Raw genomic sequence first — 17,282 nt, 5'->3', positions numbered from 1 at the left:
TTACATTTGTCATCAACGAATCAATTTGCCGCCCCTATGTTGGCGAAAACTAACTAATATATTAAGCTTAATCAGTACACACAGCTCATTTATTTTAAAAAACGCACAGGCACACATTTATTTCAAACACAAAATTTATACAAACACACACAAGCAGATTTTTCGAATACATTTACTAGCACACAAGTAAACATGTTGTCGGTCAGTCTTCCGGCATCATAAACTAATAGGTAAACGAATAGGAAGGTTACTTTCTTGGAAGTGACAGGGTGGATTATGCCGCGAACGTATGATGTACGCAATTGCCGTATTATACCTGAAATTAGGGAGTAGCCTTCATTAAAGACATCCGGGTTTCCGGAAACCAATCAATTAATTAAGTAACCAAATTCAAAAACACATGAAACAAAGATTACTTGGTTTTTTTATGTTGGGGATATTGCTGATCGGATCGGCATATGCTCAAGAAAGGAGAATCAGTGGGAAGGTGATTTCAGCGGACGATGCAAGTCCATTGCCCGGTGTTACCGTTAGCGCGGTGGGAAGCTCGGCAACTGTTCAGACGAATCTAGATGGGCAGTACAGCATCGTGATACCCGTTGGCGCCACCGAGTTACAATTTCGGTCACTCGGTTTTGAAACCGTTGTCGAAGAGGTCGGCTCACGATCGATAATTGACGTCACGTTGAAGCCAGGTGCCACCGCAATCGATGAAGTAGTCGTAACTGGCGCTTACGGCACTCGACAGACAAGTCGATCGGTATCCTATAGTGCGCAAGTACTCGATGCTGAAGACGTAAACGTGATCCGCCAGCCGAGTATCAACTCCGCATTGGCAGGCAAGGTTGCGGGATTGCAACTACGCGGTCAGTCAGCGGCCGCACTCGGCCGGGAAACCCAGGTGCGTCTACGGGGCGCTTCTGGCTTTGGTGCCGGAGAGGGCGCGATCTATGTGGTTGATGGTACGATTTTGCCTAATTCTGACGATCTGGTTTTAGACGATATCGAGAGCGTGTCAATCTTGCAGGGACCAGCGGCATCTGCTCAGTTTGGGTCGCAAGGTGCAAACGGTGCGATTGTTATCACGTTGAAGAAAGGGCGCAAGTCGCCCGGTGTGGGAATCACCGTTAACCTTGGTGCTCAGTTTCAGAGCCCCTATATTATGCCCAATTATCAAAACTCCTATGCAGGTGGAGGCTCAAGTAACCTAATTAAATATACGTGGCTTGAGGGGCATCCGGAGGAATGGAAGGCTTTGGACGGTAAATATTATCACGACTATAACGACGATGCAAGCTGGGGACCTCGAATGGTGGGCCAGGAATATATCCCTTGGTATGCATGGTACGGTGGCCATAGTCGTTCTTATCAGACCGCTACGTTGGTTCCGCAACCGGATAATGCCCGTGACTTTTTCGAAACCGGCGCGGTGCTGAACAATTCAATTACGTTCAGTTCGTCTGCTGATAAATTGAATTTGAAGTTCACGTATAACAATACCTACGTAAATGGTTTGTTGCCGACTTCAAACCTCAATAAGAACCAAATTAATTTGATGACGGATTACCACGTTAATAAGTACTTGACCCTATCCGCCAATGTCAATTATGTAAGGCGGCAGCTAATCGGTGAAATTGACGATGAATATTCAAATCAGTCGACAGGAGCGTTTAGTCAGTGGTTTCACCGGAATCTGGATATGGATATTCTGAAAGAACTTCGAGGGCTAACCACACCGGATGGCATTTATGCAAGCTGGAACCATACCAATCCGTCGAGCTATAGCCCCACCAACGAACGTGGTTTCTATGCGGCGAACTATTGGTATAATATGTATACCTATTACGACTTGTTAGATCGGATTAATCAGCGGGACCGGTTGTTTGGAGACATTTCCTTGACTTACCATATTATGGAAGGGCTTAGCTTGACGGGTACGTATAGAAAACAACAGAACACCACATTCTATGAAGATAAATACAGCACGCGTCTCAATGAAAGCGGCTTGCAAACGCAAGGTAATAATCCACTTAACTTCGGCTACTACGGTACGGGAACTACGTATTCCAACCGTGAAAACCTCGATTTCCTAGCTAGGTATCAGAAAGAAATCGATGATTTTTCGATATCCGCTACCTTAGGGGCCGACTTTTTCAGGTACCTTAGTAAGACCAACGAAGCAAACACCAACCAAGGGCTGAATGCGCCGGATTTGTTTACAATTTCCAATTCGGTAAATGAGCCGTCGATTTTCAATACGCGCCTTGAAGAGCGGTACAATGCGATTTTTGGGTCAGGTGTACTCGGTTATAAAAACCTGGTATTCTTTAATTTTACACTACGCAATGACTGGTTTTCAACGCTACCGGAAGATAACAATGCCGTTCTTTCCAAGTCGTTTGGAGCCTCGTTTGTCTTTAGCGATGTGCTTCCGAAGAACAACTGGTTTAGTTATGGTAAACTTCGCGCCGCTTGGGGCGAAATTCCGAAAGCGCTGGGAGCGACTTCGACACGATTCGGGGCGTACCTCTATCCGGGGGCTGCTTATGGAGTCAATCAATTCAAATGGGGTAACAACTTTTTAATGAGCACACCGGACCAATTAGTTGACCCCGAAATCAGTGGGTCAGTTGTCAGTCAGATGGACTTGGGGGTTGATCTTGGCTTTTTCCGTGATAACACCGGGAGAGACCGTATAGGCCTTTCGTTCACGTATTGGGATGGGTCAGACATTGATTTTCCGCAGCCGCTAAGTCTCAATGGCGCTAGCGGTTACACGTCCATCCTGACCAACATCGGCAAGATATCGAAACGGGGCATTGACGTGCAACTCACGGTAACCCCGGTTAATCTCCCCAAATTTGAATGGACACTTGGGGCAACATATTCGAACCTGATTGAAAATGATGTGTTGGAAGTGAGCGAAAAATACGAAATCAAGCAGATTACAAGTATAGCTGGCTCCCGTGTTTGGGGTACCACGCTGCCCTATATGATACACCAAGAGAAGATGCGCTGGGGTCAAATCTATGGTAATGGGATTTTGCGAAACGATGACGGCGTCCCTATCCTAACAGGCGATGGATCTTATCAGAATGATCCCAATGTGTTTTTTGGTAGCGTGCTCCCCCGTGTAACCGGTGGTGTCCAAAATTCGTTTACCTTTTTGGAAGACTTTAATCTAACGGTGAATATCGACTATCAGTTTGGCGGTAAGTTCGTTTCCCTGTCGAACATGTGGGGGTCATATAGCGGATTGACTGCTCGTACCGCTGTATTGAACGATCTCGGCAATCCGATTCGTGACGCGGTGGCAGATGGTGGCGGGGTGCATGTTTTCGGGGTTAATGCGGACAATGAGCCCGTTGATTACTATGTAGATGCGCAGGATTATTTCCATGGCGCATACAATAACTTGACGTTTGATGACTACGTTTATGACTTGACGTTTGTGAAGTTGCGTGAAATTTCGTTGGGTTATCAAATACCGGTACAAAAGCTCAACCTCGGTAATTACGTTCGAAGCGCCCAGGTTTCGCTGGTGGCAACCAATCCTTGGTTGTTATACGCCAAAACAAAGGACTTTGATCCGGGTGAAGTCAGCGCTATAGATGGCGAAAGAGCGCAATTGCCCGGCACACGTGGTATCGGCTTTAATTTGCGCTTTTCATTCTAGTCACAACCAATTGTAAAAGTCATGAAGAAGAAATTCATATATACATTCGCTTGTCTCGCACTATGCGTGGGAGCAGGCTGCGAGAAGCTTTCGGATTTCGGTGATACAAACGATAATCCGGGAGCCACTACTGAGCCCATCATCGGAGCGTTGCTTACCAATTCGAGTGTGAGTGTTGGGGGGTACGCTTCCCAAACGCGCGGCGGTTTATATTCACAATACTTCTCGGAAACGCAATATACAGACGTGTCATTGTATCAAATTCCACAGCTGAACTTTTCCGGCGAATATTCGGGCGTGTTGTTCGACTTGCAGAACATTATTAATCTGGAGCAGAGCAATAACATGAGTACGATTGCTAAGATACTGCAGCAGTATATCTTCTGGACGGTGACCGACCGTTGGGGCGATGTGCCGTATAGCGAAGCGCTACAAGGCGTAACTCCAAAATACGATACGCAGGAAGAGATTTACAAAGGGATGATTCAGACACTGTCAGAAGCGGTAAACGCGTTTGACGGTAGTGCCATAACCGGAGACATCATCAATGGCGGCGACATCGCTGCCTGGAAGCAATTCGCCAATTCCCTACGGATGATGATGGCGTTGCAATTGTCCAAGCGTTATCCGAGTGCGGGCGACTACGCAGCCACACAGTTCACAGCTGCGTTGAACGATCCGGCCGGTTACATCAGTGATAATGCCGACAATGTGAAACTAAGATACCCAGGAGGGAACTTTCCAAGTGCTTGGTGGGGTCTATACAATGGTCGGAAGGATTTCGCCGAAAGTAAAACCATGACAGATTTAATGGCGTCATTGTCAGATGGGCGACAAGCGGTTTTTGGGGGCGCATCGGAAATCGCTTCCGATCCAAATGCAACAGCCACTTCCAACATCGGTGTACCCTATGGGCTTGCGCGGGCAGACGCAGAGGCGTTTACAGCAGCCAACCCTACCTGGGCACGGGTGCTTCGGGGCGACAAGCGTACCCAAACAGGAGAGGTGGTTGTCTTAAGTGCTGCGCAGGTGACACTCGCGAGAGCCGAAGCAGCAGACTATGGGTGGACGTCTGAAAATTTGACAACCTTGTACCGCCAAGGGATTGAACTTTCGTTCGAGCAATGGGGGCTTTCGGCACCAGCGTCTTATTTCAGCCAAGGTTCGGTTAACCTGTCTGCCGCTGCGGGATCCGGTGCTAACTTGTCTAAGATAGCTACCCAACGGTACATTGCACATTATCCTGACGGTTTGCAAGGATGGAACATCTGGCGTAAGACAGGCTACCCAGCGTTGACGCCAGCACCGGCGGCGACCAACGAAGGCGGTCAAATCCCTAGGCGCTACGTTTATCATACCAGTGAGTATTCCACAAATAAAGCAGGGGTTGAGCCAGCTGTGGAACGTTTAAATGGTGGTGATTCGCAGGATTCCAGGATTTGGTGGGATCAATAGATGTGTTAAAAACTAAAAAATAAACAGATGAAAACATTTAAATATAGCTATTTTCTTGCAGTCATTGCGGTGATACCTTTGCTCGCCGGATGCGTTAAGGATTCCTTTGATGGAGAGCCGATGGGCGATGCCGGAACTACGTTTGTTTCTTTCGCGGAAGGACCCGAGAGTATTGTCTATCTAACGCCCTTTACCGATGTCAGAAACATCGACGTATTTAAGATTACCAAGAATGCGCATGCCAGTTCGACATTAAAGACAGCAACGACCGTTTCGATAAAAGCTGCTCCGGAGGTGATCGAAGCCTACAACGAAGATAACGACGAGACCTATGAATTTATGCCCGCCGATATTTATACCGTGGCAAACCCTGCTTTTTCTTCGATAGGTAGTGGGTTTAACGTTGACTTCAAACCCGGAGAGTTCGAACAGATTTACACGATTGCCCTTGATGGAAGCAAGTTTGATCTAGAGAAGAAGTACGCCGTCGCGTATATCATCACGGAATCAGGCGGCTTCCCTGCCAGTCATCTAAAAGATACCATTTTCACCATTGTTAGTGCTAAAAATGTGTATGATGGCATATATGAAGTCGATGGAACTTGTGTCGACGCAAATGGACTATATCAAGGGGATTACCCGCGCTCGTTCTCATTGACGACCTCGTCTCCGACGACAGCCAATGTTTACGATTTAGATTACGATTTCGATTTCTACGTTGTTGTTAGCATAGAGACTGGAGGAGCGGCAAACACAGGCGTTGGCCTATCGTTTACGTTCGATCCCGAAAGCAACGAATTGGTTTCGATTACCGATCCATTTAACCCTTCCCGTCAGTTTACCGACGTGAGCGGTCAGTTTAACCCTGGCGACCGGTCGATTGAAGTCCAATGGACCTCGGGTAGGTGGACGGTATCGGAAACGTGGACTTTTTCAGAAGAAAGATAGTCGGTAATAGTTTGTTTCTTCAGTAAACCAAGCGGTTTCCCAGAATTGTTCCGCTTGTATCATGTGTTTGTGAAATCCAAAACAATTCTATCGCTAAAAAAGGGGCTCCCAGCCCCTTTTTTATTTGGAATATAAGCAAAATTGTCATCTGTCGGGCGGTTCAGTCGATACGTCGTTCCATGCGCACGAGGTATTGGTCGTACCCGTCTTCATACAAAATCTGCACCACCCAGCCCAGCGGCTGCGCGATGCTGATGAGGGTGTCTTGGTCGATGAACAGCCAGTCAAATGGCGCGCTGCGCGAGCCCCTGTAGGCATATTGATACCGGATTTCACCGTAGTAGCCGAGTGGTCGCTCCACGGATCCATCCGTGTAGAGGTAAGCGACATCCGACGAGTCGAATAGGAGCTGACCCCCGTCGTTTAATAAGGTGTTGCAATGGGTGAGCAGTTTTTCCAATCCAACGATGGTGCCGGCCACTCCAATACCGTTCATCAGGAATAAGAGCGTGTCATAGCGCCCACCGCCATACTCGAAAACGTTGGCTGTTATCACCCGCTCAACGCCGCGAGCGCGCATCACTTCACAGGCCAATGGCGAGCGTTCCAATGCGGTGACGTCCATGCCACGTTTCTGCAGGAACAACGCATGGCTGCCCGCACCCGCTCCAATGTCGAGTACGCGCCCATCGCATAGTGACAACGCGATATGTTCAAGCTCAGGAAAATCAATCGGTTGCCTGAAAAATTCCTCCACGGGCATTTCTTCTACGCCGCCGAAGCTCGTGTGCGTGAGCAGCTGATCGCCGCGATGTCCTTGTAAGTAGTCATGGAGGGCATAGCCCAGCACATCAAGCATAGTTTATATTAAGGAATGTCAAGGATTTGTTTCGCAAGGGCAATCATTCTGTCATCGCCCGTATGCTTGCCCGGTTCATCGGAAAGCTTGATGACAGGCGTCCAGTGTGCTTCCTCAGGATAGGCCTCCGTCATTTTGATCACGATATTCATCGGTGGTAAACCCACGTCGTTGGTGAAATTGGTGCCGATGCCGAATGAAATCCCAATGCGGTCACGGCAATACGCAGCGATACGTGTCACCTTTTCCGCATCCAGTCCATCGGAAAAAATAATGGTTTTCGACCGAGGGTCGATGCCATGCTGCGTGTAGTGCGCAATGGTCTTGTCGGCAAACGCTAGCGGGTCACCACTATCGTGACGTACGCCGTCGAACAGCTTGGACAGTTTTTTGTCGAACTGCGTAAAGAACACATCGGTAGTATAGGTGTCGGATAGGGCAATGCCGAGGTCGCCGCGGTACACTTCCGACCAGTGTTCCAGGCCCAGGAGGTTCGCCATCTTGAACCCGTATTTGGCGGCATGGAACATGAACCATTCGTGCGCATGCGTACCGATGGGCTTCGTTTGGTTAAGCATGGCCATGTGCACGTTGCTTGTACCGATAAACGTTCCTTTGCCCGCCGCCCGGAGGGTCTGAACTACCAGCCGATGCACCGCGTAAGAGTGACGCCTGCGGGTGCCGAACTCCGCAATGGTGACGCCCAATTGTCCGTACCGCTCGATTTTCTGCCCTGCTGTGGCCACTACCTCGTCGTCTGGTTGCCGTACCTGACCGGTCAGTCGGTAATAAAGCTCGCATATCAACGACATAATCGGCACTTCCCACAAGATCGTCCGGTACCAATATCCCTCAATAGCGATGGTGAGCTCGCCGCCACGCTGCTCGATCCGTACCTCCGTCGGGTCATAACGGTATCCTTGTAAGAAATCGAAATAGGTGGGATCAATATACGGGCATGTGGTAGCAAAGTAGCTTTTCTCGGGTTCCGTTAACTCCAACTTTGCCAAATCAGCAATGGCATCTTGTAACGCCGATGCAAATCCAGGAGGAAATACATGCTTACCCCGATTGATGAATTGATACCTTGCCCGTGCCTTTGGGAACAGCTTGATCACCGCATGCTGCATGGTGAATTTATAGAAATCGTTGTCCAGTATGGAGTTAATTGTCAATTGTCAATTGTTAATTGTTAATTATTTCACCGCCTGCAGCCAAGCTTCTGCCATCAACTGGGCACCCGCCAGCGAGGTATGCACACCATCGCCGGTCCAGTAAGAAGGTGCCGCTTTCTTTGCTGCCTCATCGAATATCCGTTGGTAGGGAATAAACACGGCACGGTATTCATTGGCTATTTCCCGGGCGGCATGGCGGTATTCGTCGAACGCCGGGAACCACGCATCCGTAACAGCTTTCACGTTATTTACGGCAAACGGCTCGCCGATGATGAGTTTTACGTTGGGAAGTGCGTTCAGCGTGCGGTCGAGCAATTTCCGATAATCGTCGCGGTAAACCTGGATGGTGCCATCATAGTTGCCCGATAACGTGTGCCAGTAGTCGTTGACGCCAATGAGAATGCTCAGGATGTTGGGTTTAAGTACAATGCAATCTTCCTGCCAACGTGCATCCAGTTGGTGCACCTTGTTGCCGCTGATGCCTTTATTGTAAACCGTGGGCTGTTTTGCAGCATGTGCGTGTAGCAGGTTGGCCGCCGCCAGAAAAGCGTAACCGTTGCCTAGTGCACGGCTGTTGTTGGGCGCTTTGTTTTCTTTATCCCTACCGGCGTCCGTAATGGAATCACCCTGAAATAAAATGACATCGTTTTCCGCTATCCGGATTTTTGGTGCTGATGCGGCAGCTGATGTGGTGGCAGCTTTTACGATTTCGGGGAGGCTGATGGCTAGCGCTGCGCCCGCCAATGAGGTTCCTAAAAATTTTCTTCTACTGTTGTCCATGGTTACTTTTTGGTTCTGACAGTTTCAAAGGTAGGGATTTTCAGCCGGATAAAAATAGCCCATCTCGTTTTAAGCGAGACGGGCTACCGTTTCTTTGATTCCTATTAAGCGATCAGGTTTCCCTCATTAGTCGGACAACCGGTTATCCACGACCCCTTCCAGAGGAGCTTTTCCGTTCCGCAGTTTTACTGGGCGTAGCGCTGCTTCGGCTGCTTTGCGAACGGCTGCTTGTCGAAACCTTCGGCCGCGAAGATGACTGGCTTTTCACCGTAGTAGCGCTGCTCGGGCGGCTGGTCCTTTGCGCGGATGTGTTCGTACTGCTGTTTCGTACCGGCGTTGCTCGCTGTGCCTGCGTAGATGTCCGGCTGCTTTGGCTCACCGTAGGCTTGGTAGCCCGTTGTTGTACGTTGGTTGTCGACCGGTTTCTAGACGATGGCGTGGTAGCCTGATTCCTGGTACTGCTGGAGGTACTTTCCGCGCTGCGCACGGAATTCGTTCTCGGAGCAGTTGTACGTGTACGAGCCGCCGGCGTAGCTGTTTCACGGGTACGGTTAGTGCTGTTCGTGCGCACTGCTTCACGTGTGCTGTTTGTACGGGTAGCTTCCGTATTGCTGCCACTGGCCGACCGTACATTGCGGCTATTGGTCGTCGGCGTCGCTGCCCCGCGGGTTGCAGTTGGCGTACTCCGGTTATCAGTTGCCCGGGCAGTAACAGTCCGCTCATTGGCTTCCCGGCCCGCGGTGCGTACTGCTGTCGCATCGGCTACGCGTGCGGGGCGCGCCGAAGTCCGGCTGTTGCGATCTACTTCCGGCCGGTAAAGGCTTACCGAACGGTTGTCTACCGATGCTTTTCCGGGGCGCGACGCGCGGCTAATTTCACGCACCGCCACCCGGCTGCCTGTAGCCCGTTCAACCTCGCTCCGGCGCGGACCGCTTACGTACGTACGGTTGTTGTATACGTACGTGTTGTTGATGATCGTGGTGCGGTTATATATCCGCACTTGGTTGCGGTACGGCGCATAGTAACTATACAGCCGTGGGCTGGCGATATACCGTTGCGGCACAAACACCCAGTGATGGTGGGGAATGCCGATATGTACGTTGATGCTCATGCGCGGACCCAACGGTGCCCAGCCGTAGTAACCGCCGCCGCTCCGCCAGCTTACCCAAGCCGGCCCCCACTCGTAACCCGGTACCCAGGCCCAACCGTAATAGTCGGTATACGTCCAGCGGCCATAATGGAATGGCGCCCATCCCCAAGCATAGTCAGATACCCAGGTGTTCCCGTAGTTGGTCATCACCCAATGGCCATTAGTGGCGTAGGGCTGGAAGCCTTGTTCCGCGTTCGGAAGCCATATATATCCATATTCAGGATCGTTGATCCACTCTCCGTAAGGTGCTAGTTCGTCGTAGAATAATTGGAACGAAACACGCATGCCGGGCTGTGCTTTTACGGCATTTGTTGCCACAATCGCCATAAAGGCGATTGCTGTAAGTAGCGTAAGTCCGGTCTTCTTCATCGTTTTCATGACCTGTCGATTTAAAGGTGCAACCATCTTGTTTGTTCTGGTAGTATGACTGTGCCGAGGGGCTGATGGTTTAATCGGCCATCTGATGCCACCCCCGAATGCCCCATGTGATGCGATAGAACAATTTCCCGAAATGTACGTTAATATAGGGGAAATGATGGCTTTTTTAGCTAAATTTGCCGCCTTAACTGCGAAAATCTGCGGATGGTAAAAAAGAAGATACTTCGTACACTCGTTGAGTTAGCCAATATCCATCGGTTTGTGATGCGTTTCTTCAGGGAGGTGTTTCGCCCCCCGTATGAGTTCAAGGAAATCGTCCGGCAGTGTTACGAGATCGGCTGGAAATCATTGCCCCTTATTTCACTTACGGGCTTTATTACGGGTATCGTGTTCACCAACCAGTCACGTCCGTCATTGGCTGAATTCGGTGCCACGTCTTGGTTGCCGGCATTGATATCTATCGCGATCATCCGTGCGCTCGCGCCGCTCGTTACCGCGCTGATTGCCTCGGGCAAGGTAGGTTCGCAAATCGGTGCCGAACTGGGCTCCATGAAGGTGACCGAGCAGATTGATGCTATGGAAGTATCGGGCACCAATCCATTCAAATTCCTTGTGGTAAGCCGAGTATTGGCCACCACCATCGGTATTCCCATATTATCGTTCTATACGGCAGCTGTGGGCCTGCTGGGTGCTTTTCTCAGCGTTAATCAGGTAGAAAATACCAGCTTCCAGGTATATTTCGATCAGGTATTCGATGCAGTAACGTTCCTCGATGTGTTTTCACTGGTGTTGAAAGCTATCGTGTTTGGCTTTACTATCGGTATCGTGGGCTGCTACCAGGGCTACCATTCGTCTAAAGGAACCGAGGGAGTAGGGCGTGCGGCCAACTGGGCCGTGGTCATGTCGATGTTTCTGGTATTCATTGAAGAGATTCTTATCGTACAGATTATACAAGCCATGCGTGCATAATGTTAAAGACGGGCGGACATATCGATTATGATACACGGGTAATCACCGTACAGAACGTGAGTAAATCATTCGGCGATCTGGATGTGTTGCGCGGTGTGAACCTCGAATTGTTTAAAGGTGAGAACCTGGTGGTGTTGGGACGGTCAGGAACAGGTAAGTCCGTGTTAATCAAGCTGATATCGGGATTACTTAAACCCGATACGGGTACCATTGAAGTGCTTGAGGAACATGTGGATGAGCTTGATGAAAAGGAACTTCAGCAATTGCGGTTGAAAATCGGCTTTTCCTTTCAGAACAGCGCCTTGTACGATAGCATGACCGTTCGCGAAAACCTGGAGTTCCCTTTGGTGCGCAATAAACGCCACTTGTCGCGCAAGGAAATCAACCACGAAGTGGAGGATGTGCTGGATGCGGTAGGATTGCTGCCTACGCTGAACCAAATGCCGTCGGAGCTGTCGGGCGGGCAGCGCAAGCGTATTGGGATAGCCCGAACGTTGATCCTGCGGCCCGAGATCATGTTGTACGACGAGCCGACCGCCGGCCTGGACCCGATTACCTGCATTGAGATCAATGGGCTCATCAATGACGTGCAGGAGAAGTATAAGACCTCATCGATTATCATCACCCACGATTTGGCCTGCGCGAAAAGCGTGGGCGACCGCATTGTGATGCTGCTGGATGGACGGTTTGAACGCGAAGGAAGCTTTGACCAGATTTTTGACACAGACGACGGCCGCGTAAAGCCGTTTTATGACTATAATTTTATCAAGTAATTATGAGTGCTAACGAAAATAAACGTTCGGTCATCGTCGGATTGTTTGTGCTGATCGGGATCATTATACTCGTGGCGGGCATCCTGGTGCTCGGCGGCCAGCAGAACCGCTTTTCGAAGAATGTCCAGGTATCTACCGTATTCAATGACGTGAGCGGTCTAAAAGCAGGCAATAACGTATGGTTTTCTGGTGTGAAAATCGGGACGATAAAAAGCATCACCTTTAGAAACCTCGAACAGGTGGAGATTGTGATGGCCATTGAAGAGAAATCGCATGAATACATCCGAAAGGATGCTGTAGCCAAAATCGGCTCGGAGAGTTTTATCGGCAATAAGCTGATCGTCATCGAGGGAGGCAGCAGCAGTGCGCCGGCCATCGAAAACGGTGATGTGCTGCAAAGTGCCGAGGAAGGTGGGTTGGATGCGATGCTGTCGACCCTACAGCTGAATAATCAGAATTTAGCAATCATCACCAAGAATTTCAGTGAAGTAAGTGAACGAATTGCACGGGGCGAAGGTGCCGTAGGAGCCGTTTTGGCAGATTCTCTGATGGCGGTACACATCAGGCAGATGATTGCCAACCTCGACCAGACGGCCTCGAATACGGCCCGGGCCTCCCGTGCCTTAAACCAGCTGACGGATAAATTGAACGCCGAAGGGACGCTGATCAACGATCTGCTCACGGACACCGTGGTTTATGGAAACCTGCGCGGTGCTGTTGCCGAGTTACAGGGTATTACCCAAACTGCGTCGGCCTTGGTAACCAATCTCAACCAAACGGCCGGTAAATTAGACGATAAGGACAATGCCATTGGCGTACTGCTTAACGATCCCAACGCGGCTGAAAATATCAAACAGACCCTAATCAATCTCGAAACAAGCACTGAAAAATTGGATCAGAATATGGAAGCCCTGCAGCACAATTTCCTGTTCCGCGGCTTTTTCAGGAAGCAGGCGAAACAAGCAAAGAAAGATTCACTAGCTACTGGCAGGCAGTAAATACCAAGATTTATTCAGCAGGTTATTTAGTGTGCTAACACTTCCGGCAATTCCTCGACATCCATTTCGCCCTGATTGGAGATGCCGGTAAACTTCACGGTAACGGTTTCATTCACCAGTATCGGATCGTATGGTGTACGTACTTTCACATAATTCCGGCTGAATCCGTGCATATATCCGTCCTTGATGTCACTCTCAAACAGCACATCGCCATCTCGGCCCAGCTGCGTCTGGTAAAACGCACGCCTCTTCTTTTCGGAGAGGATATGCAGCATCTTGCTGCGGTCGCCACGCTGCGCACCCGGTACGGAACCTTCCATCTGTGCGGCGATCGTGTTTTCGCGCTCCGAATAGGTAAATACGTGTAGGTAGGAGATGTTCAGTTCGTTAAGGAACTGGTAGGTTTCCAGAAAGTCTTCGCGAGTCTCGCCGGGAAAGCCCACAATCACGTCTACCCCGATGCAGCAGTCGGGCATCAATTCCTTGATGCGTGCCACGCGGTCCGCATATAGTTCCCGCTTATAACGTCTACGCATCAAACCGAGGATTTTGTTTGAACCGGACTGTAACGGAATATGGAAGTGGGGAACGAACCGCTTGGATTGCGCAACGAAAGCGATGATTTCGTCGGTGAGCAGATTGGGTTCGATGGATGATATCCGGAAGCGCGACACCGATTCCACTTCGTCCAGCGCCTTCACCAAGTCGATAAATCGGTCGTGGCGCTCGTTGCCACGGATACCAAAGTCGCCAATATTAACGCCAGTCAGTACGATTTCCTTAATGTCCGATGCGCCGATTTCCTCCGCCTGCTTCACAATGTCTGCGATGGTGCCGCTGCGGCTCGCACCGCGTGCCAGCGGAATGGTGCAGAAGGTACATGAATAGTCGCAGCCGTCCTGTACCTTCAGGAACGTGCGTGTACGGTCGCCCATGGAAAACGCCGGTACGAATACATTGGTTTCGGCGATGGGCACATTATGGATTATCGGTTTAGATGACTTTGTTAAATCATTGATATGTGAGATGATATTGAACTTCTCTGCTGCTCCGAGTACCATGTCCACACCCGGTATTTCGGTAATTTCCTGAGGTTTCAATTGCGCATAGCAACCCACGACCACGACGTAGGCGTTGGGTGAGTGGCTTAACGCTTCACGCACCACCTTGCGGCATTTCCGGTCGGCATTTTCCGTCACCGAGCAGGTGTTGATGACGTAGATATCCGCTGGATTATGGAACGGTGTAGGTGTGTACCCTGCATCTTGGAAGATACGGCCGATGGCCGACGTCTCCGAAAAATTCAGCTTACATCCCAGGGTATAAAATGCAACTCGCTTGCTCATAATCGGCAAAGGTACAGAGAAAACCGTAGAAATCTAAAGGCTAGCCAAATTCTCCATCAACAGGTGGAGTTTCGCCTCGGCGTCGGCCTTTTTGTTCCGTTCGTTAGCCACGATTTCTGGTTTTGCGTTTTGCACGAACCGCTCGTTAGCTAACTTGGCGTCGACCGATTTCAGGAAGCCGTTGAGGTATTCGATTTCTTTGGCAATCCGTTCCTTTTCGGCCTCGACATCGATCTGTTGGGCGATATCCACGTAACATTCGTCCTTGCCCACGAGGAAACTCGTTGCGCCTGCCGGTTTCTCGGTAACGAATCGGATATCAGACACGTTGGCCATTTTTTCCAGCGCCTCGGTATAGCGTGCGTAATCCACGTCGGAAGTGGCATGGATGGCTAATGGTAGCGTGGTCTTCGGCGATAGCTGCTTGGCGTTACGGAGGTTGCGTATCTCGGATACCGCCTGTTGGATGACGGCGAAGTCGGCCAGCACCTTACTGTCGTATGAGTCACCTTCGGGGTATTCGGCTACGATACAACAGTCGCCAGCCTCGCGTTGGCCGAATAGCTCATCGTGCCACAGCTCTTCACTGATGAACGGCATGAACGGATGGATGAGTTTCAGTACCGATTCAAAAGCGCGTACGGTGGCGTCAAAAGCCTCTCGTGCAATGGGTTGCTGGTAGGCCGGTTTTGCCAGTTCGAGGTACCAAGAGCAGAAATCATCCCACACCAGCTTGTAGGTAGCCATCAGCGCATCGGAAATCCGGTAGCTGGCAAAGTGGCCTTCGATTTCAGCCAGCGCCTGATTGAAGCGATGGCCGAACCATACGGCTGCTTCACGTTGAGCGGATGACGCCTCCGCGTTACTCACTTCCCAGCCTTTCACGAGCCGGAAGGCATTCCAGATCTTGTTGGCGAAATTACGCCCCTGCTCGCAATAGGCCACGTCAAACATCAAGTCATTGCCGGCGGGCGAGGAGAGGAGCATGCCTACCCGCACACCGTCGGCGCCGTACTGTTCCATCAGTTCGATAGGGTCTGGCGAGTTGCCGAGCGATTTGGACATCTTACGGCCCAGTTTATCGCGTACGATACCGGTGAGATATACGTTTCTGAAAGGCGGGGTGCTACGGAATTCGTGGCCGAAGATGATCATGCGGGCTACCCAGAAAAACAAGATTTCAGGAGCGGTAACCAGATCGTTGGTGGGATAGTAATAGCGGATGTCTTCATTATCGGGATGCCGTGTGCCGTCGAATACAGACATGGGCCATAAGCCCGATGAGAACCAGGTGTCCAGCACATCGTCTTCCTGCCGGATGCCTTTGGCCGTCTTGCCTTCGGCGGCAAACTCCGCCATCGCATCCGCTTCCGTTTTAGCAACCACCCATTCGCCATCGGCATTATACCATGCCGGTATGCGCTGACCCCACCACAGCTGCCTACTGATGGTCCAGTCCTTGATGTTTTCCATCCAGTGGCGATAGGTATTGATGAACTTGTCGGGGATGAGCTTCACCTCGCCATGAAGCACGTAATCGAGTGCGGGTTTTGCGAGTTCCTGCATCCGGCAGAACCATTGCATGGAAAGTTTGGGCTCAATGGCCGCGTCGGTACGTTCGGAGAAACCGACCTGTGAGGTATAGGGCTCCGTTTTCTCCAACAAACCCGCTTCGTCGAGCAGTTTGGCGATGGCCTTGCGTGCGGTGAATCGGTCTTCGCCCACTAAAATCTCGGCTTTGTCGTTTAGCGTGCCGTCGTCATTCAGGATATCGATGACTTCGAGGTTATGTTTTTGCCCCAGTTCGTAATCGTTCAGGTCGTGCGCCGGCGTTACCTTCAGGCAGCCCGTGCCGAAAGCCACGTCGACATATTCATCCTCGATGATGGGGATTTCTCGGTTTACGAGCGGTACGATAGCTGTCTTCCCCTTCAGGTGAGCCCATCGTTCGTCGTTCGGGTTGATGCATACGGCGGTGTCAGCCATGATGGTCTCCGGCCGGGTGGTGGCAATGGTAAGGTAAGAGGGCGTATCGCCCGGCTCACCTTTAACCGCGTACCGTACATAGTAGAGCGTTTGGTTGACCTCACGACGGATGACCTCTTCATCCGATACGGCCGTGCGACCCTGCGGATCCCAGTTGACCATCCGCACCCCACGGTAGATGTACCCTTCGCGGTACAGCCGGATAAACGTATCGATCACCGCATCGGAGAGGTCGGGATCCATGGTAAACCGCGTACGGTCCCAATCGCACGACGCGCCCAACTTCTCCAGCTGCTTCAGGATGATGCCACCGTACTTCTCTTTCCATTCCCATGCGTAGTCAAGGAATTGTTCGCGTGTAAGGTCCTTCTTGCTGATACCTCGATCTTTAAGCATCGATACTACCTTGGCTTCAGTCGCGATGGACGCGTGATCCGTGCCCGGCACCCAGCATGCATTTTTGCCCTGCATGCGCGCGCGGCGGATGAGTACATCTTGGATGGTGTTATTGAGCATGTGCCCCATGTGGAGCACGCCCGTCACATTGGGTGGCGGCATCACAATGGTATAAGGTTCCCGCTCATCGGGCACCGACCGGAAAAACCCGTTTTCCTTCCAAAAGGAATACCACTTTTCTTCGGCTTCCTTGGGGCTATATGTCTTGGATATCTGCATGGGATTGTCTGCGAATTAAAGCGCCTGTTTTAGGGCCGCAAAATTAGGGAAAGATACGTGTTAAAGCAAATCCAAATTGGTGCGCTAAGCAGATGGTATTTACCTTATAGTTAA

The 17,282-nt window shown here is 50.6% G+C and carries 12 protein-coding genes; 6 read left to right on the top strand and 6 right to left on the bottom strand.

The annotated features are described in order from the left end of the window. Window positions 1–400: 400 nt before the first annotated feature. The 3 genes from VNQ80_RS20115 to VNQ80_RS20105 are packed head-to-tail and all read left to right on the top strand — an operon-like array spanning window position 401 to window position 6,079. Window positions 401–3,676, top strand: a complete 3,276-nt coding sequence (locus VNQ80_RS20115) for a SusC/RagA family TonB-linked outer membrane protein (protein ID WP_325642091.1) — start codon at window positions 401–403, stop codon at window positions 3,674–3,676. A gap of 21 nt (window positions 3,677–3,697) precedes the next feature. After that, entirely contained in the window at window positions 3,698–5,131 is a 1,434-nt protein-coding gene (locus VNQ80_RS20110; protein WP_325642089.1) for a SusD/RagB family nutrient-binding outer membrane lipoprotein, read from the top strand. A 27-nt stretch (window positions 5,132–5,158) separates the two neighbouring features. Beyond that, a complete protein-coding gene (locus tag VNQ80_RS20105; RefSeq protein ID WP_325642087.1) occupies window positions 5,159–6,079 on the top strand; it encodes a DUF1735 domain-containing protein in 921 nt (306 codons plus the stop codon). Between the two features lie 160 nt (window positions 6,080–6,239). Here VNQ80_RS20105 and VNQ80_RS20100 read toward each other — a convergent pair whose 3' ends face one another. The 4 genes from VNQ80_RS20100 to VNQ80_RS20085 all read right to left on the bottom strand — a co-directional run bounded on the left by VNQ80_RS20100 (window position 6,240) and on the right by VNQ80_RS20085 (window position 10,421). After that, a complete protein-coding gene (locus tag VNQ80_RS20100) occupies window positions 6,240–6,938 on the bottom strand; it encodes a class I SAM-dependent methyltransferase (RefSeq protein ID WP_325642085.1) in 699 nt (232 codons plus the stop codon). An 8-nt stretch (window positions 6,939–6,946) separates the two neighbouring features. Further along, the gene (pncB, locus tag VNQ80_RS20095; protein ID WP_325642083.1) at window positions 6,947–8,113 is read right to left on the bottom strand and encodes a nicotinate phosphoribosyltransferase; all 1,167 of its coding nucleotides are present in this window, start codon (window positions 8,111–8,113) and stop codon (window positions 6,947–6,949) included. A gap of 21 nt (window positions 8,114–8,134) precedes the next feature. Continuing rightward, window positions 8,135–8,893: an SGNH/GDSL hydrolase family protein gene (locus VNQ80_RS20090; RefSeq protein ID WP_325642081.1), complete on the bottom strand. Its 759-nt coding sequence runs from the start codon at window positions 8,891–8,893 to the stop codon at window positions 8,135–8,137. A gap of 142 nt (window positions 8,894–9,035) precedes the next feature. Then, entirely contained in the window at window positions 9,036–10,421 is a 1,386-nt protein-coding gene (locus VNQ80_RS20085) for a DUF6600 domain-containing protein (RefSeq protein ID WP_325642079.1), read from the bottom strand. Between the two features lie 204 nt (window positions 10,422–10,625). Here VNQ80_RS20085 and VNQ80_RS20080 point away from each other — a divergent pair, with 204 nt between their 5' ends. Genes VNQ80_RS20080 through VNQ80_RS20070 form a run of 3 tightly spaced genes read left to right on the top strand, consistent with a single transcriptional unit; the run spans window position 10,626 to window position 13,161 of the window. Next, on the top strand, window positions 10,626–11,390 hold the full coding sequence (locus VNQ80_RS20080) for an ABC transporter permease (RefSeq protein ID WP_325642077.1): 765 nt from the start codon (window positions 10,626–10,628) through the stop codon (window positions 11,388–11,390). Further along, complete coding sequence (locus VNQ80_RS20075; RefSeq protein WP_325642075.1) at window positions 11,390–12,163, top strand: ABC transporter ATP-binding protein; 774 nt, start codon at window positions 11,390–11,392, stop codon at window positions 12,161–12,163. The genes VNQ80_RS20080 and VNQ80_RS20075 overlap by 1 nt, the downstream gene beginning before the upstream one ends. A 2-nt stretch (window positions 12,164–12,165) precedes the next feature. After that, window positions 12,166–13,161, top strand: coding sequence for an MlaD family protein (locus VNQ80_RS20070; protein ID WP_325642073.1), 996 nt, complete (start codon window positions 12,166–12,168; stop codon window positions 13,159–13,161). 26 nt (window positions 13,162–13,187) lie between these two features. Here the strand turns inward: VNQ80_RS20070 and mtaB are convergent, their stop codons facing one another. Beyond that, window positions 13,188–14,507 carry a tRNA (N(6)-L-threonylcarbamoyladenosine(37)-C(2))-methylthiotransferase MtaB gene (gene mtaB / locus VNQ80_RS20065; RefSeq protein ID WP_325642071.1) on the bottom strand — a complete coding sequence of 440 codons (1,320 nt, stop codon included), beginning with the start codon at window positions 14,505–14,507 and terminating at the stop codon, window positions 13,188–13,190. A 33-nt stretch (window positions 14,508–14,540) separates the two neighbouring features. Further along, entirely contained in the window at window positions 14,541–17,168 is a 2,628-nt protein-coding gene (locus VNQ80_RS20060) for a valine--tRNA ligase (protein WP_325642069.1), read from the bottom strand. Between the last annotated feature and the right edge of the window lie 114 nt (window positions 17,169–17,282).

It is taken from the genome of Parapedobacter sp. (assembly GCF_035556095.1).
In the GTDB taxonomy this organism is placed as follows: domain Bacteria; phylum Bacteroidota; class Bacteroidia; order Sphingobacteriales; family Sphingobacteriaceae; genus Parapedobacter.
The sequence above is the reverse complement of the archived record's forward strand: the minus strand, read 5'-3'. Positions and strand labels throughout refer to the sequence as shown.